Origin of the sequence: Verminephrobacter aporrectodeae subsp. tuberculatae At4 (assembly GCF_000193225.1) — a bacterium.
Classification (GTDB): domain Bacteria; phylum Pseudomonadota; class Gammaproteobacteria; order Burkholderiales; family Burkholderiaceae_C; genus Acidovorax; species Acidovorax aporrectodeae.
Map to the genome: position 1 here is coordinate 1 of NZ_AFAL01000489.1, position 20825 is coordinate 20825.

Annotated in this window: 12 protein-coding genes and 1 pseudogene; 6 read left to right on the plus strand and 7 right to left on the minus strand. The window is 66.2% G+C overall.

Features of this window, described 5'->3' with window-relative positions:
* Positions 1 to 130: pseudogene (locus tag VTU_RS34960) on the minus strand (LysR family transcriptional regulator); the annotation flags it as partial.
* Positions 131 to 241: 111 nt separating this feature from the next.
* Between VTU_RS34960 and aptA the strand changes: the two are divergent.
* Positions 242 to 1603 (plus strand): omega-aminotransferase AptA, encoded by a 1362-nt coding sequence (aptA, locus tag VTU_RS0115820; protein ID WP_010105921.1) that lies wholly within the window; start codon positions 242 to 244, stop codon positions 1601 to 1603.
* Between the two features lie 91 nt (positions 1604 to 1694).
* Positions 1695 to 3215, plus strand: a complete 1521-nt coding sequence (locus tag VTU_RS0115825; RefSeq protein ID WP_010105924.1) for a CoA-acylating methylmalonate-semialdehyde dehydrogenase — start codon at positions 1695 to 1697, stop codon at positions 3213 to 3215.
* An 88-nt stretch (positions 3216 to 3303) separates the two neighbouring features.
* Here the strand turns inward: VTU_RS0115825 and VTU_RS0115830 are convergent, their stop codons facing one another.
* The 5 genes from VTU_RS0115830 to VTU_RS0115850 all read right to left on the minus strand — a co-directional run bounded on the left by VTU_RS0115830 (position 3304) and on the right by VTU_RS0115850 (position 10596).
* On the minus strand, positions 3304 to 4644 hold the full coding sequence (locus tag VTU_RS0115830; RefSeq protein WP_010105926.1) for a TolC family outer membrane protein: 1341 nt from the start codon (positions 4642 to 4644) through the stop codon (positions 3304 to 3306).
* A 6-nt stretch (positions 4645 to 4650) separates the two neighbouring features.
* On the minus strand, positions 4651 to 6012 hold the full coding sequence (locus tag VTU_RS0115835; protein WP_029554468.1) for an HlyD family type I secretion periplasmic adaptor subunit: 1362 nt from the start codon (positions 6010 to 6012) through the stop codon (positions 4651 to 4653).
* Positions 6013 to 6079: 67 nt separating this feature from the next.
* Positions 6080 to 7819 (minus strand): type I secretion system permease/ATPase, encoded by a 1740-nt coding sequence (locus VTU_RS0115840; RefSeq protein ID WP_010105932.1) that lies wholly within the window; start codon positions 7817 to 7819, stop codon positions 6080 to 6082.
* A 52-nt stretch (positions 7820 to 7871) separates the two neighbouring features.
* The gene (locus VTU_RS0115845; protein WP_010105935.1) at positions 7872 to 9611 is read right to left on the minus strand and encodes a type I secretion system permease/ATPase; all 1740 of its coding nucleotides are present in this window, start codon (positions 9609 to 9611) and stop codon (positions 7872 to 7874) included.
* A 187-nt stretch (positions 9612 to 9798) separates the two neighbouring features.
* Positions 9799 to 10596, minus strand: a complete 798-nt coding sequence (locus tag VTU_RS0115850; protein WP_010105937.1) for an outer membrane protein assembly factor BamD — start codon at positions 10594 to 10596, stop codon at positions 9799 to 9801.
* A gap of 204 nt (positions 10597 to 10800) precedes the next feature.
* Here VTU_RS0115850 and dnaE point away from each other — a divergent pair, with 204 nt between their 5' ends.
* The 3 genes from dnaE to clpA all read left to right on the plus strand — a co-directional run bounded on the left by dnaE (position 10801) and on the right by clpA (position 17212).
* On the plus strand, positions 10801 to 14361 hold the full coding sequence (gene dnaE / locus VTU_RS0115855; RefSeq protein ID WP_010105938.1) for a DNA polymerase III subunit alpha: 3561 nt from the start codon (positions 10801 to 10803) through the stop codon (positions 14359 to 14361).
* 84 nt (positions 14362 to 14445) lie between these two features.
* Positions 14446 to 14805 carry an ATP-dependent Clp protease adapter ClpS gene (clpS, locus tag VTU_RS0115860; protein WP_010105939.1) on the plus strand — a complete coding sequence of 120 codons (360 nt, stop codon included), beginning with the start codon at positions 14446 to 14448 and terminating at the stop codon, positions 14803 to 14805.
* A 55-nt stretch (positions 14806 to 14860) separates the two neighbouring features.
* Positions 14861 to 17212 carry an ATP-dependent Clp protease ATP-binding subunit ClpA gene (clpA, locus tag VTU_RS0115865; protein WP_010105940.1) on the plus strand — a complete coding sequence of 784 codons (2352 nt, stop codon included), beginning with the start codon at positions 14861 to 14863 and terminating at the stop codon, positions 17210 to 17212.
* 112 nt (positions 17213 to 17324) lie between these two features.
* Here the strand turns inward: clpA and VTU_RS0115870 are convergent, their stop codons facing one another.
* On the minus strand, positions 17325 to 20210 hold the full coding sequence (locus tag VTU_RS0115870; RefSeq protein WP_010105941.1) for a DNA topoisomerase III: 2886 nt from the start codon (positions 20208 to 20210) through the stop codon (positions 17325 to 17327).
* Between the two features lie 237 nt (positions 20211 to 20447).
* Between VTU_RS0115870 and VTU_RS0115875 the strand changes: the two genes are divergently transcribed.
* Positions 20448 to 20825: SET domain-containing protein (locus tag VTU_RS0115875; protein ID WP_138927923.1), on the plus strand; the 378-nt coding region annotated here is incomplete at its 3' end.

Below are 20825 nucleotides of genomic sequence, written 5' to 3' on the forward strand. Positions count from 1 at the left end.
CGACCACGCTCTTGAACACCTGCAGCAGGCGCAAATCCATGTCGCTGAGCTGGCCGAGGATGGCGCGCTGTCGGGCCGGGGCCGCAGAGGCAGAGATTTTGGCGGGCGTCGCAGAGGTTCTTACTTGCATGAATCGTCAAGCAAACATTGATATTGGATTATTTGAGAGATCAACGCCCGGCGCAACAATGCCGGGCCCGATCCATTCCTTGTCGTCGCGTTTCGCACTGGAGACCTTCCCATGAGCTTCGTCAATATCGAAAAACCCGCAACCGGCGCGCAAGGCCCCCGCATGGACGCCGAATGGCTTGATGCGCACTGGATGCCCTACACGGCAAACCGCCAGTTCAAGGCCAACCCGCGCATGATCGTTGCGGGCAGCGGCGCCTACTACACCGACGCCGAAGGCCGCAAGATCTTCGACGGCCTCTCGGGCCTGTGGTGTACGGGATTGGGCCACGGTCGCCGCGAGATCGCCGAAGCCATCGGCAAACAGGCGCAAAAGCTCGACTATGCACCCGCGTTCCAGTTCGGCCACCCGCTGTCGTTCGAGCTGGCCAACCGCATCAAGGCGCTGACGCCTGCGGGCCTGGACCACGTGTTCTTCACCGACTCGGGATCCGAATCGGCCGACACCTCGCTGAAGATGGCGCGCGCTTACTGGCGCACCAAGGGCCAGGGCAGCAAGACGCGCCTCATCGGTCGGGAAAAGGGCTACCACGGCGTGAACTTCGGCGGCCTCTCGGTGGGCGGAATCGGCGCCAACCGCAGGCTGTTCGGCCAGGGCATCGAGGCCGACCACCTGCCGCATACCCAGCCGCCCGCAGGCTCCTTTCACAAGGGCATGCCGCCCACGGGCAAGGAGCTCGCCGATCGCCTGCTCGAAGTGATCGCGCTGCACGACGCGTCGAACATCGCTGCCGTGATCGTCGAGCCCTTCGCGGGGTCGGCCGGCGTCGTGGTCCCGCCCGTGGGCTACCTGCAGCGCCTGCGCGAGATCTGCACGCAGAACAACATCCTGCTGATCTTCGACGAAGTGATCACGGGCTTTGGCCGCTGCGGCGCCTGGACCGGCGCCGAGGCCTTCGGCGTGACGCCCGACCTGCTGAACTTTGCCAAGCAGGTGACCAACGGCGTGCAGCCGCTCGGCGGCGTGGTGGTGCGCAAGGAAATCTACGACACCCTGATGGCCGCGGGTGGCCCGGACTACCTGCCGGAGTTCCCGCACGGCTACACCTATTCGGCGCACCCCGTGGCCTGCGCGGCGGGCATTGCGGCGCTCGACCTGCTGCAAAAGGAAGACATGCTTGGCCGCGTGCAGGCGCTCGCCGTGCACTTCGAACAGGCCGTGCACAGCCTCAGGGGCGCCAAGCACGTTCTGGACATCCGCAACTTCGGCTTGGCGGCCGGGTTCACCATCGCCCAGATGCCGGGCGAGCCCGCGAGGCGCCCCTACGAAATCGCCATGAACTGCTGGAAAAAGGGCTTCTACGTGCGCTACGGCGGCGACACCATGCAGCTCGCGCCGCCGTTCGTCAGCGAAAAGGCCGAGATCGATCGCCTGATCAACGCGCTCGGCGAGGCACTCGCCGAAACCGCGTAAGCACCGGAGCAAGTCGGGCCGTTCACCATCCATAGCCGCGTTGCAGTTGCCGGAACGGAAGGCCGCTGCAGCATCTACTACGCAGAGCATCATGAAGCACGACCAGTCCGTCACCCACACCATCGGTCACCTGATCGATGGCCGCATCGTCGCCGACGCCGCGCGCACGCAGCCGGTGTTCAACCCCGCCACCGGCCTGAGCAGCAGCAGCGTGGCGCTGGCCGACAGGGCCACGGTGGAGCAGGCCATCGCCTCGGCGCAGGCCGCCTTCCCCGCGTGGCGCAACACGCCGCCGCTCAAGCGTGCGCGCGTCATGTCCCGGCTCAAGGGGTTGCTGGAGGAAAACGCCGACAAGATCGCAGCCCTCATCACCGCCGAGCACGGCAAGGTGCTGTCTGACGCGCACGGCGAGTTGCAGCGCGGAATCGAAAACGTCGAATACGCGAGCTACGCCCCCGAACTGCTCAAGGGCGAGCACAGCCGCAACGTCGGCCCGTCGATCGATTCGTGGAGCGAGTTCCAGGCGCTGGGCGTCACGGCCGGAATCACGCCGTTCAACTTTCCGGCCATGGTTCCGCTGTGGATGTGGCCCATGGCGCTCGTCTGCGGGAATACCTTCGTGCTCAAGCCCTCGGAGCGCGACCCCTCGAGTGTGCTGTTCATCGCCCAACTCGCGCTGCAGGCGGGAGTGCCTCCGGGTGTGCTCAACGTGGTCAATGGCGACAAGGAAGCGGTGGACACGCTGCTCACCGACGCGCGCGTCAAGGCCGTGAGTTTCGTCGGCTCGACTCCCATTGCGCAAAGCATCTACGCCACCGGCTGCGCGCATGGCAAGCGCGTGCAGGCGCTCGGCGGCGCCAAGAACCACGCCGTGCTGATGCCCGACGCCGATGTGAACAACGCCGTCAGCGCCCTGATGGGTGCCGCCTACGGCTCCTGCGGCGAGCGCTGCATGGCCATTCCGCTGCTCGTCGCCGTGGGCGACGCGGTGGGTGACGCCGTGGTCGCGGGCCTGAAGACCGAGATCGCCAAAATGAAGGTCGGCCCGGGAACCGACAACGGCAACGACATGGGCCCACTGGTCACGAAACAGCATTTTGAAAAGGTCAGGGCCTACGTGGACAGCGGCGTCGCCGAAGGCGCCGAACTGGTGGTTGACGGACGCGGCGTGCAGGTTGCGCCGGGCCACGAAAACGGCTACTTCCTGGGCGCCTGTCTGTTTGACCAAGTCAGGCCCGGAATGAAGATCTACCAAGAGGAAATCTTCGGCCCCGTGCTCGGCGTGGTGCGCGTGAAGACGCTGCAGGAGGCCATGGACCTGATCGACGCGCACGAATACGGCAACGGCACCTGCATCTTCACGCGCGACGGCGAGGCCGCGCGCTACTTCAGCGACCATATACAGGTCGGCATGGTGGGCGTGAACGTGCCCTTGCCTGTTCCTGTGGCGTACCACTCGTTCGGTGGCTTCAAGCGCAGCCTGTTCGGCGACCTGAACGCCTACGGGCCCGACGCCGTGCGCTTCTACACCAAGCGCAAGACCATCACGCAGCGCTGGCCCTCCGCCGGTGTGCGCGAGGGTGCGGTATTCAGCTTTCCAAGCAACCGCTGAAGCGCAGCGCCGCCAGCGCCCGTCCGTAGACCGAAGGAATCACTGACGGGTCGCGGACGGGGGCGTGTGCTCAGGGTCAGGGTCAGGGTCAGGGCGTCGTGAGCAAGGCGTTGATTGCCGCAATGCTGGCCTCACCGTTGCTTCCGACCAGCGACTGCAGGCGCACGCAGGACATCAGATAGGTGTAGCGCATGCGGGCCAAGTCGCGCAGTGCGCGTTCCTTCTCCTGCTCCGCGTTCAGCAGGTCGAGCAGGGTTCTGACTCCCCCCTTGAACGATTGGCGTATCGATATCACCATTTGCGCCGCCGAGCGTGCCACTTGCTCCTGCGCCTGGATGCGCACGCGCCCTTCACTCACGCCACGAAACTCGGTGTGGATGCGCAGGCTCAGTTCGCGGCGCCCGGCCTCCAGCATTTCCTTGGCCCGCAGTTCCTCGGCAACGGCCTTGCGCACCGCCGAGTTCACCTCGCCGCCGGCGTACAGGGGCAGGTTCAGCCGCAGGCCAATCGAGCCCTGGGTGTAATTCGAGTTGCGCGCAGAGGCGTCACCGTCCCGGTAGTTGCGCGTCCACTGTGCGACCGCGTCGAGCGTGGGCAGATGCCCGCTCGCGGCCCTCTCGATCTCCAGCCGGGCGACGTCCACGCGCGCCTTGAGCTGCTGGATGTCCGGGCTGCTGTCTTCGGCCTGCGTGAGCCAGTCCTGCACGCTGCGCAGCTCCGGCGACCAGGCGGACAGGCGGTCGGCATCGAGTGGGCTGAGGGTCTCGACCGGCTGATTCACGAGGATCTCGAGCTGGCGGCGCGCGTAGTCCAGTTGCTGCCGGACTTCGAGCTCCTGGGAAATCGCAATGTCCAGCTTGGTCTGGGCTTCGTCGATGTCGGTGCGCGTTCCCTTGCCGGCCTTCAACAGCTTGTGCGCTGCGTCCAGCCCGGTGGTGGTGGCGTCCTTTTGCAGTTGCATCAGGGCCAGCTGGTCCTGGGAAAACAGCAGCTGCAGATAGGCGTCGCTCACGCGCACGCCCAGGTTCTGCAATTCACGCTGCAACTGCGCTTCCACGTCGGCACGCGTTCTGTGTGCCTGCTCCACGCCCACCACCGTCGCCATGTGGAAGATGGGCTGGCGCAGGCTCAGCGAGGCATTGTGGCTGGAGTAGTAATCGTGCGGCTTGGCCTTGTTCGCCAGGTCATTGCGATTGCGCGTGGCGTTGAACGAAATGTCCGGGAGGCGCTGGGCCTTGGCCTGCTCCACCAACTCGTCGCTGGCCTGCGCCGCAGCGCGGACGGCGCGCACGGTGGCGTCCTGTTGCAAGGCGATCTGGTAGGCCTGCATCAAATCCATGGCTGCGCTGGGTCCGGCGAGCAGGCCCAGCGCAGCCGTGCAGGCCAGCCAGGATGGCTTCTTCTTCAGCGGTGTGGTGAGCAATGCCATGGCGTTTCACTCCTCTTTCAAAGAACTGGCCACCCGCTTGAGCAAGGGCCCGAGCAAGTAGGTCAGCATGGTGCGCTCGCCGGTCTTGATCACGATTTCCGCGGGCATTCCCGGCTGCATCAGGCGGGAACCCAGGGTTTTCATGCCCTTGGGAGTGACCTTGACGCGCGCCAAGTAGTAGGTCACGTTGGTGTGCATGTCCGTGAGCAGGTCGCCCGAGATGGACGCGACTTCGCCCTCTACCACCAGATGCGGGGAATGCGCGAAGGACGAGAAGCGCACGTCCGCATGCAGGCCGGGGTGCACCTTGTCGATCAGGTGCGGGGCGATGCGCGCTTCCAGTATCAGGGCTTCGTCCGGGGGGACGATTCCCATGAGCTGCTGTCCCGCCTGCACCACGGCCCCTACGGACTGCACCGTCAGGCCCACCACCTGGCCCGCGGCCGGCGACCGGATTTCGGTGCGCTCCAGGTCCGCCTTGAGCGCCACGTATTTGTCCGCGTCCGACTGCACCTCGCGGGTGATGTCGCCGAGCATGGTCTCGACTTCCTTGCGGTATTCCTGCTGGCGCGCCATGATCTTCTGGCGCACCTCGGCGATGCCGCGCTGGGTGCGCGCGGTATTTCCCAGAAGCTCGGTGATCGCCAGGTTGGAATCGCCCACCAAGCGCTCGAGCTCGAGTTGCCGGTTGCGCGGGATATAGCCTTCCTTGACGAGTTCGCGCGTGTGGTTCAGTTCGTCCTGCAGCAGGTCCAACTGCCCGCGCCGACCGACGAGCATGCCGGCAATCGAATGCAGCAGGGAGTTTTGGCCCTGGATGTTCTCCTCCATGGCCTGCACTTCGGCGTGCAACGCCGCGCGCCGCGACTGCATCAGCTGCGTCTGTTGCTGCATCTGCGGCCCGATCAGCGGGTCCGAGCGGGTCGCCACCAAGTCCGGGTGAAAGCTGATGGTGGCGGCCCCGGCCTGCTCGGCCAGCAGGCGGCCCTGGACCGCACGCAGTCCGAGGTAACGCTGGCGGACCGCCTCGTAGTTGGCCTTGGCCACCGCGTCGTCCAGGGTAATCAAAGGCTGACCGGCCGCGACCACGTCGCCCTCGCGCACGAAGACTTGTTTGACGATGCCCCCGCTCAGGTGCTGCACCGCCTTGCGCTTGGTATCGATGGCGACCATCCCCGGGCTGGGAACGCCTTCATCGAGCGGCGCCAAAGCGGCCCACAGGAGAAAACCACCCAGCCCCAGGCCCAGGACCAACAGTCCGGTACGCGCCGCACGCCCCGTGTCGGAAGGCGGTGCTACGGGAGCGGGTCGAATCCCGGTCATGGGAGATGCCGCAGGGGCTTGTTTCAAAGGTTCGGTGCTGTCCATGGGAATAGGGCTTTAAAAAATAGGCGCTCAAAAATGCAGCGTGCCATTGGGATTGGGTCAGACAAGATCAGGCAGGCCGCGGCTGCGGGGCCGGCAAGGCGCCCCCGGGGGCTTTTGGGGGGGCATCCCGTGCTGCCTGCATCTGGGCGAAAACTTGGTCGCGCGGTCCCTGAAACTCTACTTTGCCCGCGTGCAGGACCAGCACCTGGTCGGCCAGTGCGAGCACTCCGGCGCGGTGCGTCACCATGACGATGGTCTTGCCACGCTCCTTGAGCCCGCGAATGGTTTCGAGCAGGGCGGCCTCGCCCGCATCGTCGAGATGGGCATTCGGTTCGTCGAGCACCAGCAGCGCCGGGTCGCCGTACAGCGCGCGCGCCAGTCCGATGCGCTGGCGCTGTCCGCCCGAGAGCAACCTGCCCGCTTCGCCGATCGGCGTGTCGTAGCCCTTGGGGAAGCGCAGCACCATCTCGTGCAGGCCGGCGTAGCGGGCGGCGGAGATGACTTTCGACGAGTCCACCCGGAAAAAGCGTGCGATGTTCTCGGCGATGGTTCCGCCAAACAGCGCCGTATCCTGCGGTAGATAACCCACCTGCTGGGCCAGCCCTGCCTGGGCCCATTCGGCGATGGGCCGGCCGTCGATCAGATACTCCCCGCGCGCGACGGGCCAGGCCGCGACCAGCACCCGCGCCAGCGTGGACTTGCCCGAACCCGAGGGGCCCAACACCACCGTCAAGCTGCCCGGGGCGGCGTGCAAATCGATGCCGCGCAGAATGGGTTCGGGGCGGCTCGGCGCAGTCGCCTGCAGTGCGCGCAGTTGCACCTCACCGTGCAAGCGCTGGGGCTTGGCAACCGGTGCGGGCGGATTGTCGGCCAGCAGTTGCCCGAGCCGTCGGAACGCCGCGCGGGCCCCGACAAAGCCGCGCCAAGTGCTCACCAACTGGTCGATCGGCGCCAGCGTCCGGGTCATCAGCACGTTCGCTGCAATCATCGCGCCCACGGTCAGCTGGCCGTCGATCACCAGCAAGGCCCCCGTCGCCAGCGACAGCGACTGCTGCGCATAGCGCACGGATTTGCTCCAGGCCATCACGCGGTGCGTCAGCCCCTGCACCGCCGCGTGCCGCCCGGCACAGTCTGCGTGCAGGAGCTTCCAGCGCTGGTACAGCGGTTGCAGCATTCCCATGGCTTCGACGGCTTCGGCGTTGCGCAGCTTGCCGTCGATGTAGGAGTACGCCTTGGTCTGGGATTTGGCAAGTTCCTCCAGCGGGGTCACGGTGCGGTGGTGCCCCAGCCACGCCAGCGCCGCCTGAATCAGCGTGAAACCGAGCGCCACGGCGCCGAGCAGCGGGTGCAGCAGGAATAGCACGCCGAGGTAGACGGGAACCCACGGCAGGTCGAAGAAGGCAAAAATTCCGGGCCCGGTGAGGAACTGGCGCAGTTCGGTCATATCGCTGAACGGCTGCCCCGGATTCGCTCCGCCGCCGGCACCGCGCGCAAACCCCGCGCTGAAGACGCGCTCCCTGAGCAGCCGGTCCAGACGCACACCGACGCGCACGAGCAGGCGCGAGCGGGCCCATTCGGCGAAGGCCATGATGGCGAAGAGAAACAGCGTGATCAGCGATATGGCAAGCAAGGTCAACTCGTTGAGGCTGACCAGCACCCGGTCGTACACCTGCAGCATGTACAGCGTGGGCACCAGCATGAGCACATTCGCCACCATGCTGAAGATCGCAACCACGACCCATTCACGCCGCAGGCGTTTCAGGGCCAGGGTGATTTCGCTGCGTGGGAAAAAACCGCTGGGGGACATGGTGCTCGTTCGTTGGGGGGGTGGGTTCAGTCGGTCGTTCACGGTCAATTGCTCAGGAAATCTGTGGTACGGCGATCGTCGTACGCGTTCCCGCAGGGCCTGCGGAAACGCTGTTGCGCAGCGCGGCGAGCACCTCGTCGCGCGGCCCGAAAGCCTGCTGCGTGCCCGCTTGCAGAACGAGCACCTTGTCCGCCACGGCGAGCACGCTCGGCAAATGGGTCATGATCACGCAGCTGGTGCCGCGCGCCTTGCACGCGTGCAGCGCCTCGATCAGGGCGATGTTGCCGATCTCGTCCAGGCTGGCGTTGGGCTCGTCGAGCACGATGAACACCGGCGTGCCGTACAACGCCCGCGCGAGCGCAACGCGCTGGCGCTGGCCGCCGGAGAGCATGACCCCGGCGTCTCCCACGGGGGAGTCGTAGGCCAGAGGCAGCGACATGATCCACGCGTGCAGGCCCACGGCCCGGGCCGCGGCGTGCATCGCTTCCTCGTTGGGCTTGCCAAAGCGCACGATGTTGTCGCCCAGCGTTCCCGCGAGCAGTTCCACGTCCTGCGGCACATAGCCCACATGGGGGCCCAGTTCTGTCTTGTTCCACACGCTCACGTCCACGCCATCGAGGCGTACGCTCCCGGCGACCGGAGACCACAGCCCCATCAGCATGCGCGCCAGCGTGGTCTTGCCCGCCGCCGAGGAGCCGAGCACCGCGAGCACTTCTCCCGGCTGCAAGGCGAACGACAGGCCCTTGATGAAGGGCGGCGTGCCGGCGCTGACGCCGGCGACGAGGTTCTCCACCGCCACCCGTCCCTTGGGCTTGGGCAAGGGCATGTCCGGCGTCGACGGCGGCAGGCGCTGCAAAAGCTGCTTGAGCCGCTCCCACGACCCGCGGACCTGGACCACCGCGCGCCATTGCGACACCACCTGCACCAGCGGCGCGAGCACCCGCCCGCCGAGCACCGAGCCGACGATCAGCATTCCCGGCCCGCCGAGCAGTTTGTCGTACATCAGCAGCCAGGCGCCAAGACCCAGGAGCGCCGAAGACAGCGTGGTCTGCAAGAACTTGCCCAGGGCCTGAAAAATTCCGGCATTGTCCGAGGCCCGGGACTGCAAGCCCAGACCCTCGTCGTGCAGCGCGAGCCAGCGCTGGCGCATGTTCTGTTCCATTCCCAGGGCGGCAATCACGTCGGTGTGGCGCAAGGTGCCGTCCACGCAGGTCCGCGCCTGCGTGTCCGACCGGTTCGCGTCGCGCAATGCGGGGCTGGTACTGCGCTCGTTGAGCCACGAAATGCTGGTCTGCAGCACCGCCCCGGCCAGCGACACCCAGCCCAGAAGGGGATGGATCATGAACAGCAGGACCAGCAAAATCAGCGCCACCGGCGTCTCCATGGCCGCCCCGAGTGCCGGTGCATAGAAGAAGTCGCGCACCACGCGCAAATCCATCATGGGCTGTACCCCGACGGCCACGCCCTGTTTCAGGTGCGCCGCATGGATGGCGTTGAAAACCCGGGGCGCGAGCGTCTGCTCCAGCGAGGACCCTGCTTCGCGCAGGGTTTCGGCACGCGCCCATTCGAGAATTTCCATGACCGCGATGGCCAGCAGCACCAACAGCGTTAGCATGACCAGGGTCATGTGGTTGCGGCTGTTCACCACCCGGTCGTAGACCTCGAACATATAGGCTGTGGGTCCGAGGACCAAGAGTCCGGAGAGCACGCTGAAGGCAAAGGCGCGTCGGAAGAACGGGGTGAGCTTGGCCAGAGCCTGTTGGATTTCGGACGGCGCTGCGGGTACGGACATGCGATGGGTGGTTGGTAGACCTGCCGAGGGATGGCAAGGATACGGTTACGGTGAGGGTTACGGGGCCGTGGTCTGGCAGGCGAAAGGTTTCAAGTATCGCACAATTGCAACAAGAGGCGTGCAGGGTTGGGTCAGCAGGCCGCGCGGGCATGCGCAGCGCTTGCTTGCGGCACGCCGTCCATGCGGCTCACCAGACCTTCCACCACGGATCGGAGTGGCTCTTGAATCCGCCATTCATATAGGCGCTTTGCGGGTAGGTTTGGTCCATCACGCGGCGCGCGTCGTCGCGCAACTGCGCCATGCCCAGCGCGTCGTAGGAGCGGATCAGGATGTACAGCGCTTCTTCCAGTGCCGGAACGCCCTGGTAGTCGGCCAGTGCCGTCTGGGCGCGGCCGATGGCCGCCACGTACGCACCGCGCTGAAAGTAGTAGCGCGCCACGTGCACCTCATATTGCGCCAGCGCGTTCACGATGTAGGTCATGCGCTGGCGCGCATCGTGCGCGTAGCGCGATTGCGGGAAGCGCGAGAGCAGTTCGCTGAATGCCTCGAACGAGTCCTTGGCCGCTTTCTGGTCGCGTTCGGAGAGGTCCTCGCGCGAGATGAACGAGAGCAGGCCGAGGTTGTCGTTGAAGTTCGCCAGGCCCCTGAGGTACAGCGCATAGTCGAGCGCGGGGCTGGCCGGGTGCAGTTTCATGAAGCGCTCGAGCGTGGCCACTGCCTGGATTTTTTCGCCGGCCTTGTAGTGCGCGTAGGCTTTGCTGATCTGCGCCTGCTGCGCCAGCGGCGTTCCGGCCGCGCGGCCTTCGAGCTTTTCGAACAGCGGCACCGCCTTGTCGTAGGCGCCGCTGTTCAGTTCGTCCTGCGCCTCGGAATAGATGCGTTCGGGGCTCCAGCCCGCCGTTTTGTCTTCGGTGGTGCTGGAGCAGCCAGCCAGCAAGGCAGCGGCCAGCAGGGCAGAAACAAAAGGCAGTGGGGCACGCAGCATCGCAAGCAGCTTTCGGCAAATGGGGGAAACAGGGGGGCAGGGGCGTTTCTTTCTGCTCGGGCGTGCGGCGCACATGGTGCGCATCCGCTAAAGCAGTCGCGCCACGCCGGACAGGGGGCATTGTACCGGCGCACCTGGCGGTCAGGACGGGCGCACGCGCGCAGAGGCGTCGGGAATCGGCGCAGGGCTTTCTACAATCGCTGCATGTTTGTTCACCTGCGCCTGCACACCGAATTTTCCGTCGTTGACGGAACCAACCGGATCGACGAGGTGGCCGAGGCGGCCGCCCGGGACGGCCAGCCGGCGCTGGCCATCACCGATCTGAGCAACCTCTTTGGCGCGATCAAGTTCTACAGCCAAGCCCGGGCCAAGGGCGTGAAGCCGATTTTGGGCGCCGAGATTTTTCTGCAGGGCGAGGACGGCGCCGGGCCCACGCGCTTCATCGTTCTGGTGCAGAACCACCAGGGCTACCTGAATCTGTCGGAACTGCTCGCGCGCGCCTGGACGGGCAACACCGTGAAGAACCAGGCGCTGTGCACCTGGGCCTGGCTGGAGGAGCTTTCCGGGGGGCTGATCGCCCTCGCAGGCGCGCAGGCGGGGCCCGTGGGCCAGGCCTTGCTCAAGGGCGACGCATCCGGCGCTGCCGACCTCGCGCTGCGGCTGGCCGGAATCTTCGTGCACCGCTTCTACATCGAGCTGCAGCGCGCCGGGCGCGCGGACGACGAGGGCCACGTGGCGGCGGCGGCCCAGCTCGCCGCGCGCCTGAACCTGCCCGTGGTGGCCACGCACCCGGTGCAGTTTCCCGCTGCGGACGACTATGAGGCGCACGAGGCCCGCGTCTGCATCGCGCAAAGCGAGATCCTGGCCAACCCGCAGCGCGTGCGCAAGTTCACCCGCGATCAGTATTTCAAGTCTGCGGCCGAGATGCAGGCCCTGTTCGCGGACGTGCCCTCCGCCATCGGGAACACGCTGGAAATCGCCCGGCGCTGCAATCTCACGCTGGCGCTGGGCAAGCCGCAGCTGCCGGACTTTCCCACGCCCGACGGCATGCCGATCGAAGCCTATTTCCGCGTCGCCTCGTTCGATGGGCTCGAACAGCGCCTGCAACGCCTGTACCCGGACACGGCGCAGCGCGACCGGCAGCGCCCGCGCTACGTGGAGCGCCTGGAGTTCGAGATCGGGACCATCATCGAGATGGGCTTTCCCGGCTACTTTCTCATCGTCGGGGACTTCATCCGCTGGGCCAAGAACAATGGCTGTCCCGTGGGGCCCGGTCGGGGCTCGGGGGCGGGCTCGCTGGTGGCGTATGCGCTCGGGATCACCGACCTGGACCCGCTGGAATACAAGCTGCTGTTCGAGCGCTTCCTGAACCCCGAGCGCGTCTCGATGCCCGACTTCGACATCGATTTTTGCCAGTCCAACCGGGACCGCGTGATCGACTACGTCAAGGAGAAGTACGGCAAGAACGCCGTGAGCCAGATCGCCACCTTCGGCACCATGGCCGCGAAGGCCGCGATCCGCGACGTGGGCCGGGTGCTGGGTTTCGGCTACGGCTTGTGCGATGGCATCGCCAAGCTGGTTCCGGGAAAGCCCGGCGTGTCGTACACGCTGCAGTACCCGCCGGACCCGAAAAAGGAAGGCGACAAGAACCACTACGCGCTCGAGCTCGAACCCCTGCTCGCCGAGCGGGTGCGCAAGGAGGAAGACGTCAGGACCGTCATCGAGATGGCGCAAAAGCTCGAAGGACTGACGCGCAACGTCGGCATGCACGCCGGCGGGGTGCTGATTGCGCCGGGCAAGCTCACGGACTTCTGTCCGCTGTACCAGCAGCCGGGCAGCGCATCGGCCGTGAGCCAGTACGACAAGGACGACGTCGAGGCCATCGGCCTCGTGAAATTCGACTTCCTGGGCCTGGCCACGCTCACGATCCTGGAAATCGCGCGCGACTTCATCCGCGCGCGCCACAAGGGGCAGGAGCACTTCAGCTACGAAGCCATTGCGCTCGACGATGGCCCCACCTACCGCCTGTTCTCCGAGGGCCGGACCGAGGCGGTGTTCCAGTTTGAAAGCCGCGGCATGCAGGGGATGCTCAAAGAGGCGCGCCCCAGCCGGCTGGAGGACCTGATAGCGCTCAACGCCCTGTACCGCCCCGGCCCCATGGACCTGATTCCGAGCTTCGTGAACCGCAAGCACGGCAAGGAGGAGGTGCTCTACCCCCACCCGCTGATGGAGCCCGTGCTCGCCGAGACCTACGGGGTCATGGTGTACCAGGAGCAGGTGATGCAGACCGCGCAGGTGCTCGGTGGCTACAGCCTGGGCAGCGCCGACATGCTGCGCCGCGCCATGGGCAAGAAAAAGGCCGAGGAGATGGCCGAGCACCGGGCCATCTTCCGCAAGGGGGCGGCAGAAAAGGGCATACCCCGGGAGCAGGCCGACGAGGTGTTCGACCTGATGGAGAAGTTCGCCGGCTACGGCTTCAACAAGTCGCACGCGGCCGCGTATTCCCTGCTGGCGTACCACACGGGCTGGCTCAAGGTGCATTACACGGCGGAGTTTTTCTGCGCCAACATGACCGTGGAAATGGACGACACCGACAAGCTCAAGCTGCTGTTCGAGGACGCGCAGAAGATGGGGCTCGCGTTCGAGCCGCCGGACGTGAACCGCGGCGTGCACCGCTTCGAGCCCGTCACCGACAAGATCATCCGCTACGGGCTCGGCGCCGTGAAGGGCACGGGCCAGCAGGCCATCGAAGCCATCGTCGCGGCGCGCGAGGGGCGCGGCGAGGGGCCGCAGGGGCCGAGCGCCGGGCCCTTCAAGAGCCTGTTCGATTTCTGCGTGCGCGTGGACCGCGGCCGCCTGAACAAACGCACGGTCGAGGCGCTCATCAAGGCCGGTGCTTTCGATTCGATCAACCGCCAGCGTGCCGCGCTCGTCGCGTCGATCGACAGGGCGTTCGATTTCGCTGCGGCCACGTTGGCGAACATGAACCAGGGGGGCCTGTTCGACGCGATGGGCGACGACGCGCACGGATCGAGCACGCAGGAGCCGGACTTGGTCGAGGCCGTTCCCTGGGGAATCCGGGAGACGCTCGCGCAGGAGAAGACGGCGATCGGGTTTTACCTGTCGGGCCACCTGTTCGACGAAGTGGCCACGGAGGTGCGGCGTTTCGTGCACACGCCCATCGGCGCGCTGCAAGACAGCCGCGAGCCCCTGCTGCTGGCCGGGATCATCACCGAGCTGCGCGTGATCAGTGGCCTGCGCGGCAAGCTCGGGCTGTTCCGCCTGGACGACAAATCCGGCAGCATCGAGGCCTCGGCCGACGAGCCCCTGCTCGAGGCCTGCCGCAATCAGCTCAAGGAAGACGAATTCGTGGTGCTCGCGGGGCGCCTGCAACCCGATTACTTCAGCGGCGGGCTGCGCATGAAGGTGCAGCAGATCTGGGATCTGGCCGGGGCGCGCTGCCGTTTTGGCAAATACCTGCAGGTGACGGCGGGAGCGCGCAGGCCGCAGGTCCAGCGCTTGCTGCAGGAGTTTCCCGCGCGTCGGCAAGACAGCGCCGAAGGCGAGGAACTGCTCCACGGCCTGCGCGTGCGCATGCAGCTGCGCTGTGTGGCGCAGGACGGAGCAGCCGGCGCGCAACTGCAGCTGGGCGACGGCGCGCGCTGTTACCCGAGCGACGCCGCGCTCGCCGCCTGGACGGCGCAGGCCGGCGGCGGCGCGGTCTGCGTGGTTTATGAAGCGCAGGCGACAGGGCAGGCCAGGTAGTACACGGCGTGCGGGCGCCGGCTTGGAAAAAACCGGACCTACCCCACATTTCTTTCACGCCAGCAGCGCGCGCGGATCGCTAGAATGATTTTCATGGTCACAAAACCACCCTCACCCCCATCCGTGCCCGGGCCTGCGCAGGACGATGGCGGTTCGGTCGTGCTCGAAAGGCGCCCGGAAAAAACCCTGCCACCCCAGATGTACCAGGTGGTCATGCTCAATGACGACTACACCCCCATGGAGTTCGTCATCGTGGTGCTGCAGGAGTTTTTCAACAAGGACCGTGAAACGGCGACCCAGATCATGTTGAAAATCCATCTCGACGGCAAAGGCATCTGCGGCGTGTATTCCCGCGACGTCGCCGCCACCAAGGTGGATCAAGTGCTGGACGCCGCCCTCAGGGCGGGCCACCCGCTGCAATGTGTGAGTGAGCCGATTGAATGACCCGGTTTTCCATCCCGATTCCCCATCCCTTCCACGCAAGCACAAAGGAGTTCACATGATTGCCCAGGAACTGGAAGTCAGCTTGCACATGGCCTTTGTCGAGGCCCGCCAGCAGCGCCACGAATTCATTACCGTGGAGCATCTGCTGCTGGCACTGCTCGATAACCCCAGCGCGGCGGAGGTGCTGCGCGCCTGTTCTGCGAATATCGACGATCTGCGCGTAGCGCTGACGAATTTCATCAAGGACAACACGCCCCAGGTGGCCGGCACCGACGAGGTCGACACCCAGCCCACGCTGGGCTTTCAGCGCGTGATCCAGCGCGCCATCATGCACGTGCAGTCCACGGGCAACGGCAAGAAAGAAGTCACCGGCGCGAACGTGCTCGTGGCGATCTTCGGCGAGAAGGACTCGCACGCCGTGTACTACCTGCACCAGCAGGGCGTCACCCGCCTGGACGTGGTGAATTTCATCGCCCACGGAATCAAGAAGGGCGACCCGCCCGAGCCCGCCAAGGTGGACAGCAGCCAGACCGAGGGCGAGGAAAGCAACGTCTCCGAGCGCAACGAGAAGGCGTCTGCGCTGGAGCAATTCACGCAGAACCTGAACCAGGCGGCGAAGGACGGCCGGATCGATCCCCTGATCGGCCGCCACTACGAGGTCGAGCGCACGGTCCAGATCCTGTGCCGCCGGCGCAAGAACAACCCGCTGCTGGTGGGCGAAGCCGGCGTCGGCAAGACCGCGATAGCCGAGGGCCTGGCCTGGCGCATCACGCAGGGCGACGTGCCCGAGATCCTGGCCGAGGCCGTGGTGTACTCGCTCGACATGGGCGCCCTGCTCGCGGGAACCAAGTACCGCGGCGACTTCGAGCAGCGCCTCAAGGGCGTTCTCAAGTCGCTCAAGGACAAGCCCAACGCCATCCTGTTCATCGACGAGATCCACACGCTGATCGGCGCCGGCGCCGCCTCGGGCGGAACGCTCGACGCATCCAACCTGCTCAAGCCGGCGCTCTCCAATGGCCAGCTCAAATGCATTGGCGCCACCACCTTCACCGAATACCGCGGCATCTTCGAGAAAGACGCCGCGCTGTCGCGCCGCTTTCAGAAGGTGGACGTGGTCGAGCCCAGCGTGGCCGAGACCATCGACATCCTCAAGGGGCTCAAATCCCGCTTTGAAGAGCACCACAGCGTCAAGTACGCCATCGCGGCGCTGCAGGCCGCGGCCGAACTCAGCGCCAAGTACATCAACGACCGCCACCTGCCCGACAAGGCGATCGACGTGATCGACGAGGCCGGTGCCGCCCAGCGCATCCTGGTTCCGAGCAAGCGCAAGAAGACCATCGGCAAGACCGAGATCGAAGAAATCGTCGCGAAGATCGCGCGCATCCCGCCGGCGAACGTGTCGAACGACGACCGCAGCAAGCTCCAGACGCTCGAGCGCGACCTCAAGAGCGTCGTCTTCGGGCAGGACAATGCCCTGGAAGTGCTTGCCAGCGCGGTGAAGATGGCGCGCTCGGGCCTGGGCAAGGGCGATCGGCCGATCGGCTCGTTCCTGTTCAGCGGCCCCACCGGCGTCGGCAAGACCGAAGCGGCCAGGCAGCTCGCGTACATCATGGGAATCGAGCTGATCCGCTTCGACATGTCGGAGTACATGGAGCGCCACGCGGTCAGCCGCCTCATCGGCGCGCCCCCCGGCTACGTCGGGTTCGACCAGGGCGGGCTACTCACCGAAGCCATCGCCAAGAAGCCGCACGCCGTGCTGCTGCTCGACGAAATCGAGAAGGCGCACCCGGACATCTTCAACGTGCTGCTGCAGGTGATGGACCATGGCACGCTGACCGACAACAACGGGCGCAAGGCGGACTTTCGCAACGTGCTCATCATCATGACCACGAACGCCGGCGCCGAGGCCATGAACAAGGCGAACATCGGCTTTACCAACTCGCGGCAGGCGGGCGACGAAATGGGCGACATCAAGCGCCTGTTCACTCCCGAGTTCCGCAACCGCCTGGACGCGATCGTCAGCTTCAAGGCGCTCGACGAGCAGATCATCCTGCGCGTGGTCGACAAGTTCCTGCTGCAACTGGAAACCCAGCTCGCCGAGAAAAAGGTCGAAGTCACCTTCACCGACGCCCTGCGCAAGCACCTGGCGAAGAAGGGCTTCGACCCCCTGATGGGCGCGCGCCCGATGCAGCGCCTGATCCAGGACACCATCCGCCGGGCCCTGGCGGACGAACTGCTCTTCGGGCGCCTGACCGAAGGCGGGCGCCTGACGGTGGACATCGAGCTCAAGACCGGCGACAAGGGCGTGGAGACGCCCGAGGTGCTGCTCGACATTCAGTCCTTCCCCAAGAAGGACCGCAGCGCCAAGGGGGAGCCGACTGCGCCCGAAGAGGCGACTGCCGACTGATTCGGCAAGCCACGCGCCGCCCCAAGCGCCGGAGCGCGCGTCCGCTGAGCAACGCCCGTCCGGGGCCATGCGGGCTGCGGCTGTCGCCACGGACAGCTGACGCCAGGGAGCATCAGCCCAGATGCTGCCCAAGGATTCCCGCGAGCTCGAACATGCCCGCCTGGTCCTTGCCAAACACGGCGCGCAGCTTCGCGTCCGCGACGATGCTGCGCTTGTTCCGGGGATCCTGCAGCTTGTTCTCCCGGATGTATTCCCAGAGCTTTTTGATCGCCTCGGGGCGGGTCACGGGCGCGCTGCCGATCACGGCGGCCAGCGCGGCGTTGGGGAGCTTGCCTGCGCTGGCCTTGGTGCGGGGGGGCTTGGCCGCGGCGGTCTTCTTGGCTGCGGCCTTTCTTGCCGGCAACGCCGCCTTGGCAGCGGCAGCGGCGACGGCAGGCTTGCGCGGCGGGAACTTGCTGGGCGCAAATTCAAAGCCGACCTTGCCCGCGTCCTTGTCCCAGGCCAGGTGGGCCTTGAAGGCGCGGCGCGTGCGCTGGCTCACGAACTTGTCGAGCAGGTCGGTCTTTCCGGTGGCCAGCAGTTTCTCCATCTGCCCGCGTTCCACGGCCTGCTGCAGGATGACCGTGCTGCTCTTGAAACGGCAACTGGGCGTGGGCTGCGCGGCCGTGGGAACGGCCTTGCTGCACAGGTAATTGCCGCGGTGCTCGTGTATCTCGGCGCCGCAGAGGGGGCAGGGGCCCAGGGACGGGTCGGCAAACGTGACCAACTCGCCCGATTCCTCGGCGGCCCGGTCGTCGCCAAAGTCGAATTCGAGCCGGTAGTTCTTGGCCTCTTCGTCGTAGCGGATGACGATCTCCGAGCGGAAGGGCCAGCCGGCCTTGGAGCGAAAGCCTTCCAGCGGGCCGATCCTGCGGTCGCGCAGCAGGGCCTCGGCCTCGGCGGTTTCAAAGGTGCGGCCCGCGGGCGATTTGCCAAAACTGAAGCCGCAGCCCTCGCCCTTGCCGCCGGCGCCGGTGCAGGCAAAACGGCGGTAGTTTTCCTTCACCACGGCGCCGCAATTGGGGCAGGGCGCTTGCAGGGTGGCGTAGTCGCCGGGGATGGTGTCGCGGTCGTATTCCTTGGCCTTTTTCACCATGCGCCCGGTCATGGTGGCGATTTCGGCCATGAAGGATTCGCGGCTGAGCCGGCCCTTTTCCATCTGCGCGAGCTTGAACTCCCACTCGCCCGTGAGGTCTGCGCGGCACAGCTCTTCGACCCCGAGCCCGCGCAGCAGCGTCATGAGCTGGAAGGCCTTGGCCGTGGGGATGATTTCGCGGCCCTCGCGCAGCATGTATTTCTCGTGCAGCAGACCTTCGATGATCGCCGCGCGCGTGGCCGGCGTGCCCAGCCCCTTTTCCTGCATGGCCTGGCGCAGTTCGTCGTCGTCGAGCTGCTTGCCGGCGCCCTCCATCGCCCCCAGCAGCGTGGCTTCGGAGTAGCGCGCAGGCGGCCGGGTCTTCAGGCCCTTGGCCTCGGCGGCCAGGGTGTGCACCATTTCGCCGGGCAGTACGGGAACCAGGTTCTGGCCCTTGTCGCCGTCCTTGCCGCCCTCCACCTCGGCGGCGGCTTCCTTGCCGTAGATCGCCAGCCAGCCAGGCTTGACGAGCACCTTGCCCTCGGTTCTGAAGCGGTGCGGGGCGACGGTGGAAATCCGTATGGTCACGGTGTACTCGGCACTCGGGAAGAACACCGCCATGAAGCGACGCACCACCAGGTCGTAGAGCTTTTGCTCGGCGTCGCTCAGGCCGCTGGGGGCCTGCAGCGTGGGGATGATGGCAAAGTGATCGCTCACCTTGGTGTTGTCGAAGATGCGCTTGGACGCGCGCAGGTAACCGCTCTTGAGCGCCGTGTGGGCGTGCGGCGCCAAATGCTGCATGCCGCTGGCGGCGAGCATCTCGAAGGTCTGCCTGGCCACCGGCAGGTAATCCTCGGGCAGAGCGCGGGAATCGGTGCGCGGATAGGTCAGCGCCTTGTGCCGCTCGTACAGGCTCTGCGCCAGCGCCAGCGTGGTCTTGGCCGAGAAGCCGAATTTGCCGTTCGCCTCGCGCTGCAGGCTGGTCAGGTCGAACAGCAGGGGCGAGGCCTGCGTGGTGGGCCGGCTCTCTTCGGTGACGCTGGCCGGCTTGCCGCGTACGGCGTCGGCAATCGCCTGCGCCTGGTCCGCGGACCAGACGCGGTCGGCCTTGGCCTCGGCGTCGGCGCTTTTTTTCCACTCGGGGTCAAACCACTTGGCGGGGTACGCGCCCGCCTGCGCGCCAAAACTGGCGTGGATTTCCCAGTAGTCGCGGCTCACGAAGCCGCGGATTTTCTCTTCGCGCTCGACCACCAGCGACAGCGTGGGCGTCTGCACCCGACCCACCGTGGTCAGAAAGAAGCCCCCGTCGCGCGAATTGAACGCCGTCATGGCGCGCGTGCCGTTGATCCCCACCAGCCAGTCGGCCTCGGAGCGGCTGCGCGCGGCGCTCGCCAGGCCCGCCATTTGCTGCTCGCTGCGCAGCGCGTCGAAGCCGTCGCGGATGGCCTGCGGCGTCATGGACTGCAGCCACAGGCGCAGGACCGGCTTGCCCAGGGGTTTGGCGCCGCCGGCGTACTGCTCGATCAGGCGGAAGATCAGCTCCCCCTCGCGGCCCGCGTCGCAGGCGTTGATGATCCGCGTGACGTCCTTGCGCCGGGCCTGCTTGACGACGGCGTTCAGGCGGCTGCGGGTCTTGTCCACGGGCTTGAGGTCGAAGTACGGCGGGATCACGGGCAGGTGGGCAAAGCTCCACTTGCCGCGCTTGACGTCGAATTCTTCCGGGGCCTGGATTTCGACCAGGTGGCCCAGGGCGCTGGTGACTACATAGTGCTCGCTCTCGAAGTGGTCTTCGTGCTTCACGAACTTGCCGGCCACGGGCGTGAGTGCGCGCACGATGTCCTGCGCCACCGAGGGTTTTTCTGCAATTACCAGGGTCTTGGTCATTTGGGGGCTCCCTACCAGTCTTTGCGCGCCAGGGTCGGCCCGGGCGCTTTCACAAGCCTCTACAGCTTCTACAATCCGGGCTTTCGCGCGCACGCCTACGCGCGCGCACCTGCGTGCACCATCAAGTTAACAGAGTTTTTCCATGTCCCGTTTCACATCGCCCGCAGCCCCAACCCGTGCGGGGGGCGCCGCATCCAGGTCCGGCGCTCGGGCGTGCATGGCAAGGGCGTGTTTGCCATGCAGGACATTGCCGCAGGCGAGGTCCTGTTGGAGTACGTCGGCGAGATCATCCGCTGGCAGGAAGCGCAGGAGCGCCATCCGCACGACCCGTTGCAGCCCAACCACACGTTTTACTTCCATGTGGACGAGGAGCACGTGATCGACGGGAAGTTTGGCGGCAACGCCTCGCGCTGGATCAACCACAGCTGCGACCCGAACTGCCACGCCGACATGCGCGACGGGCGCATCTTCATCACGGCGCTGCGCCGCATCAAGGCCGGCGAGGAACTGAACTACGACTACGGCCTGGTCGTTGACGAGCGCTACACGCCCCGGCTCAAAGCCGAGTACTCCTGCTGGTGCGGCAGCAGGAACTGCCGGGGCACGCTGCTCGCC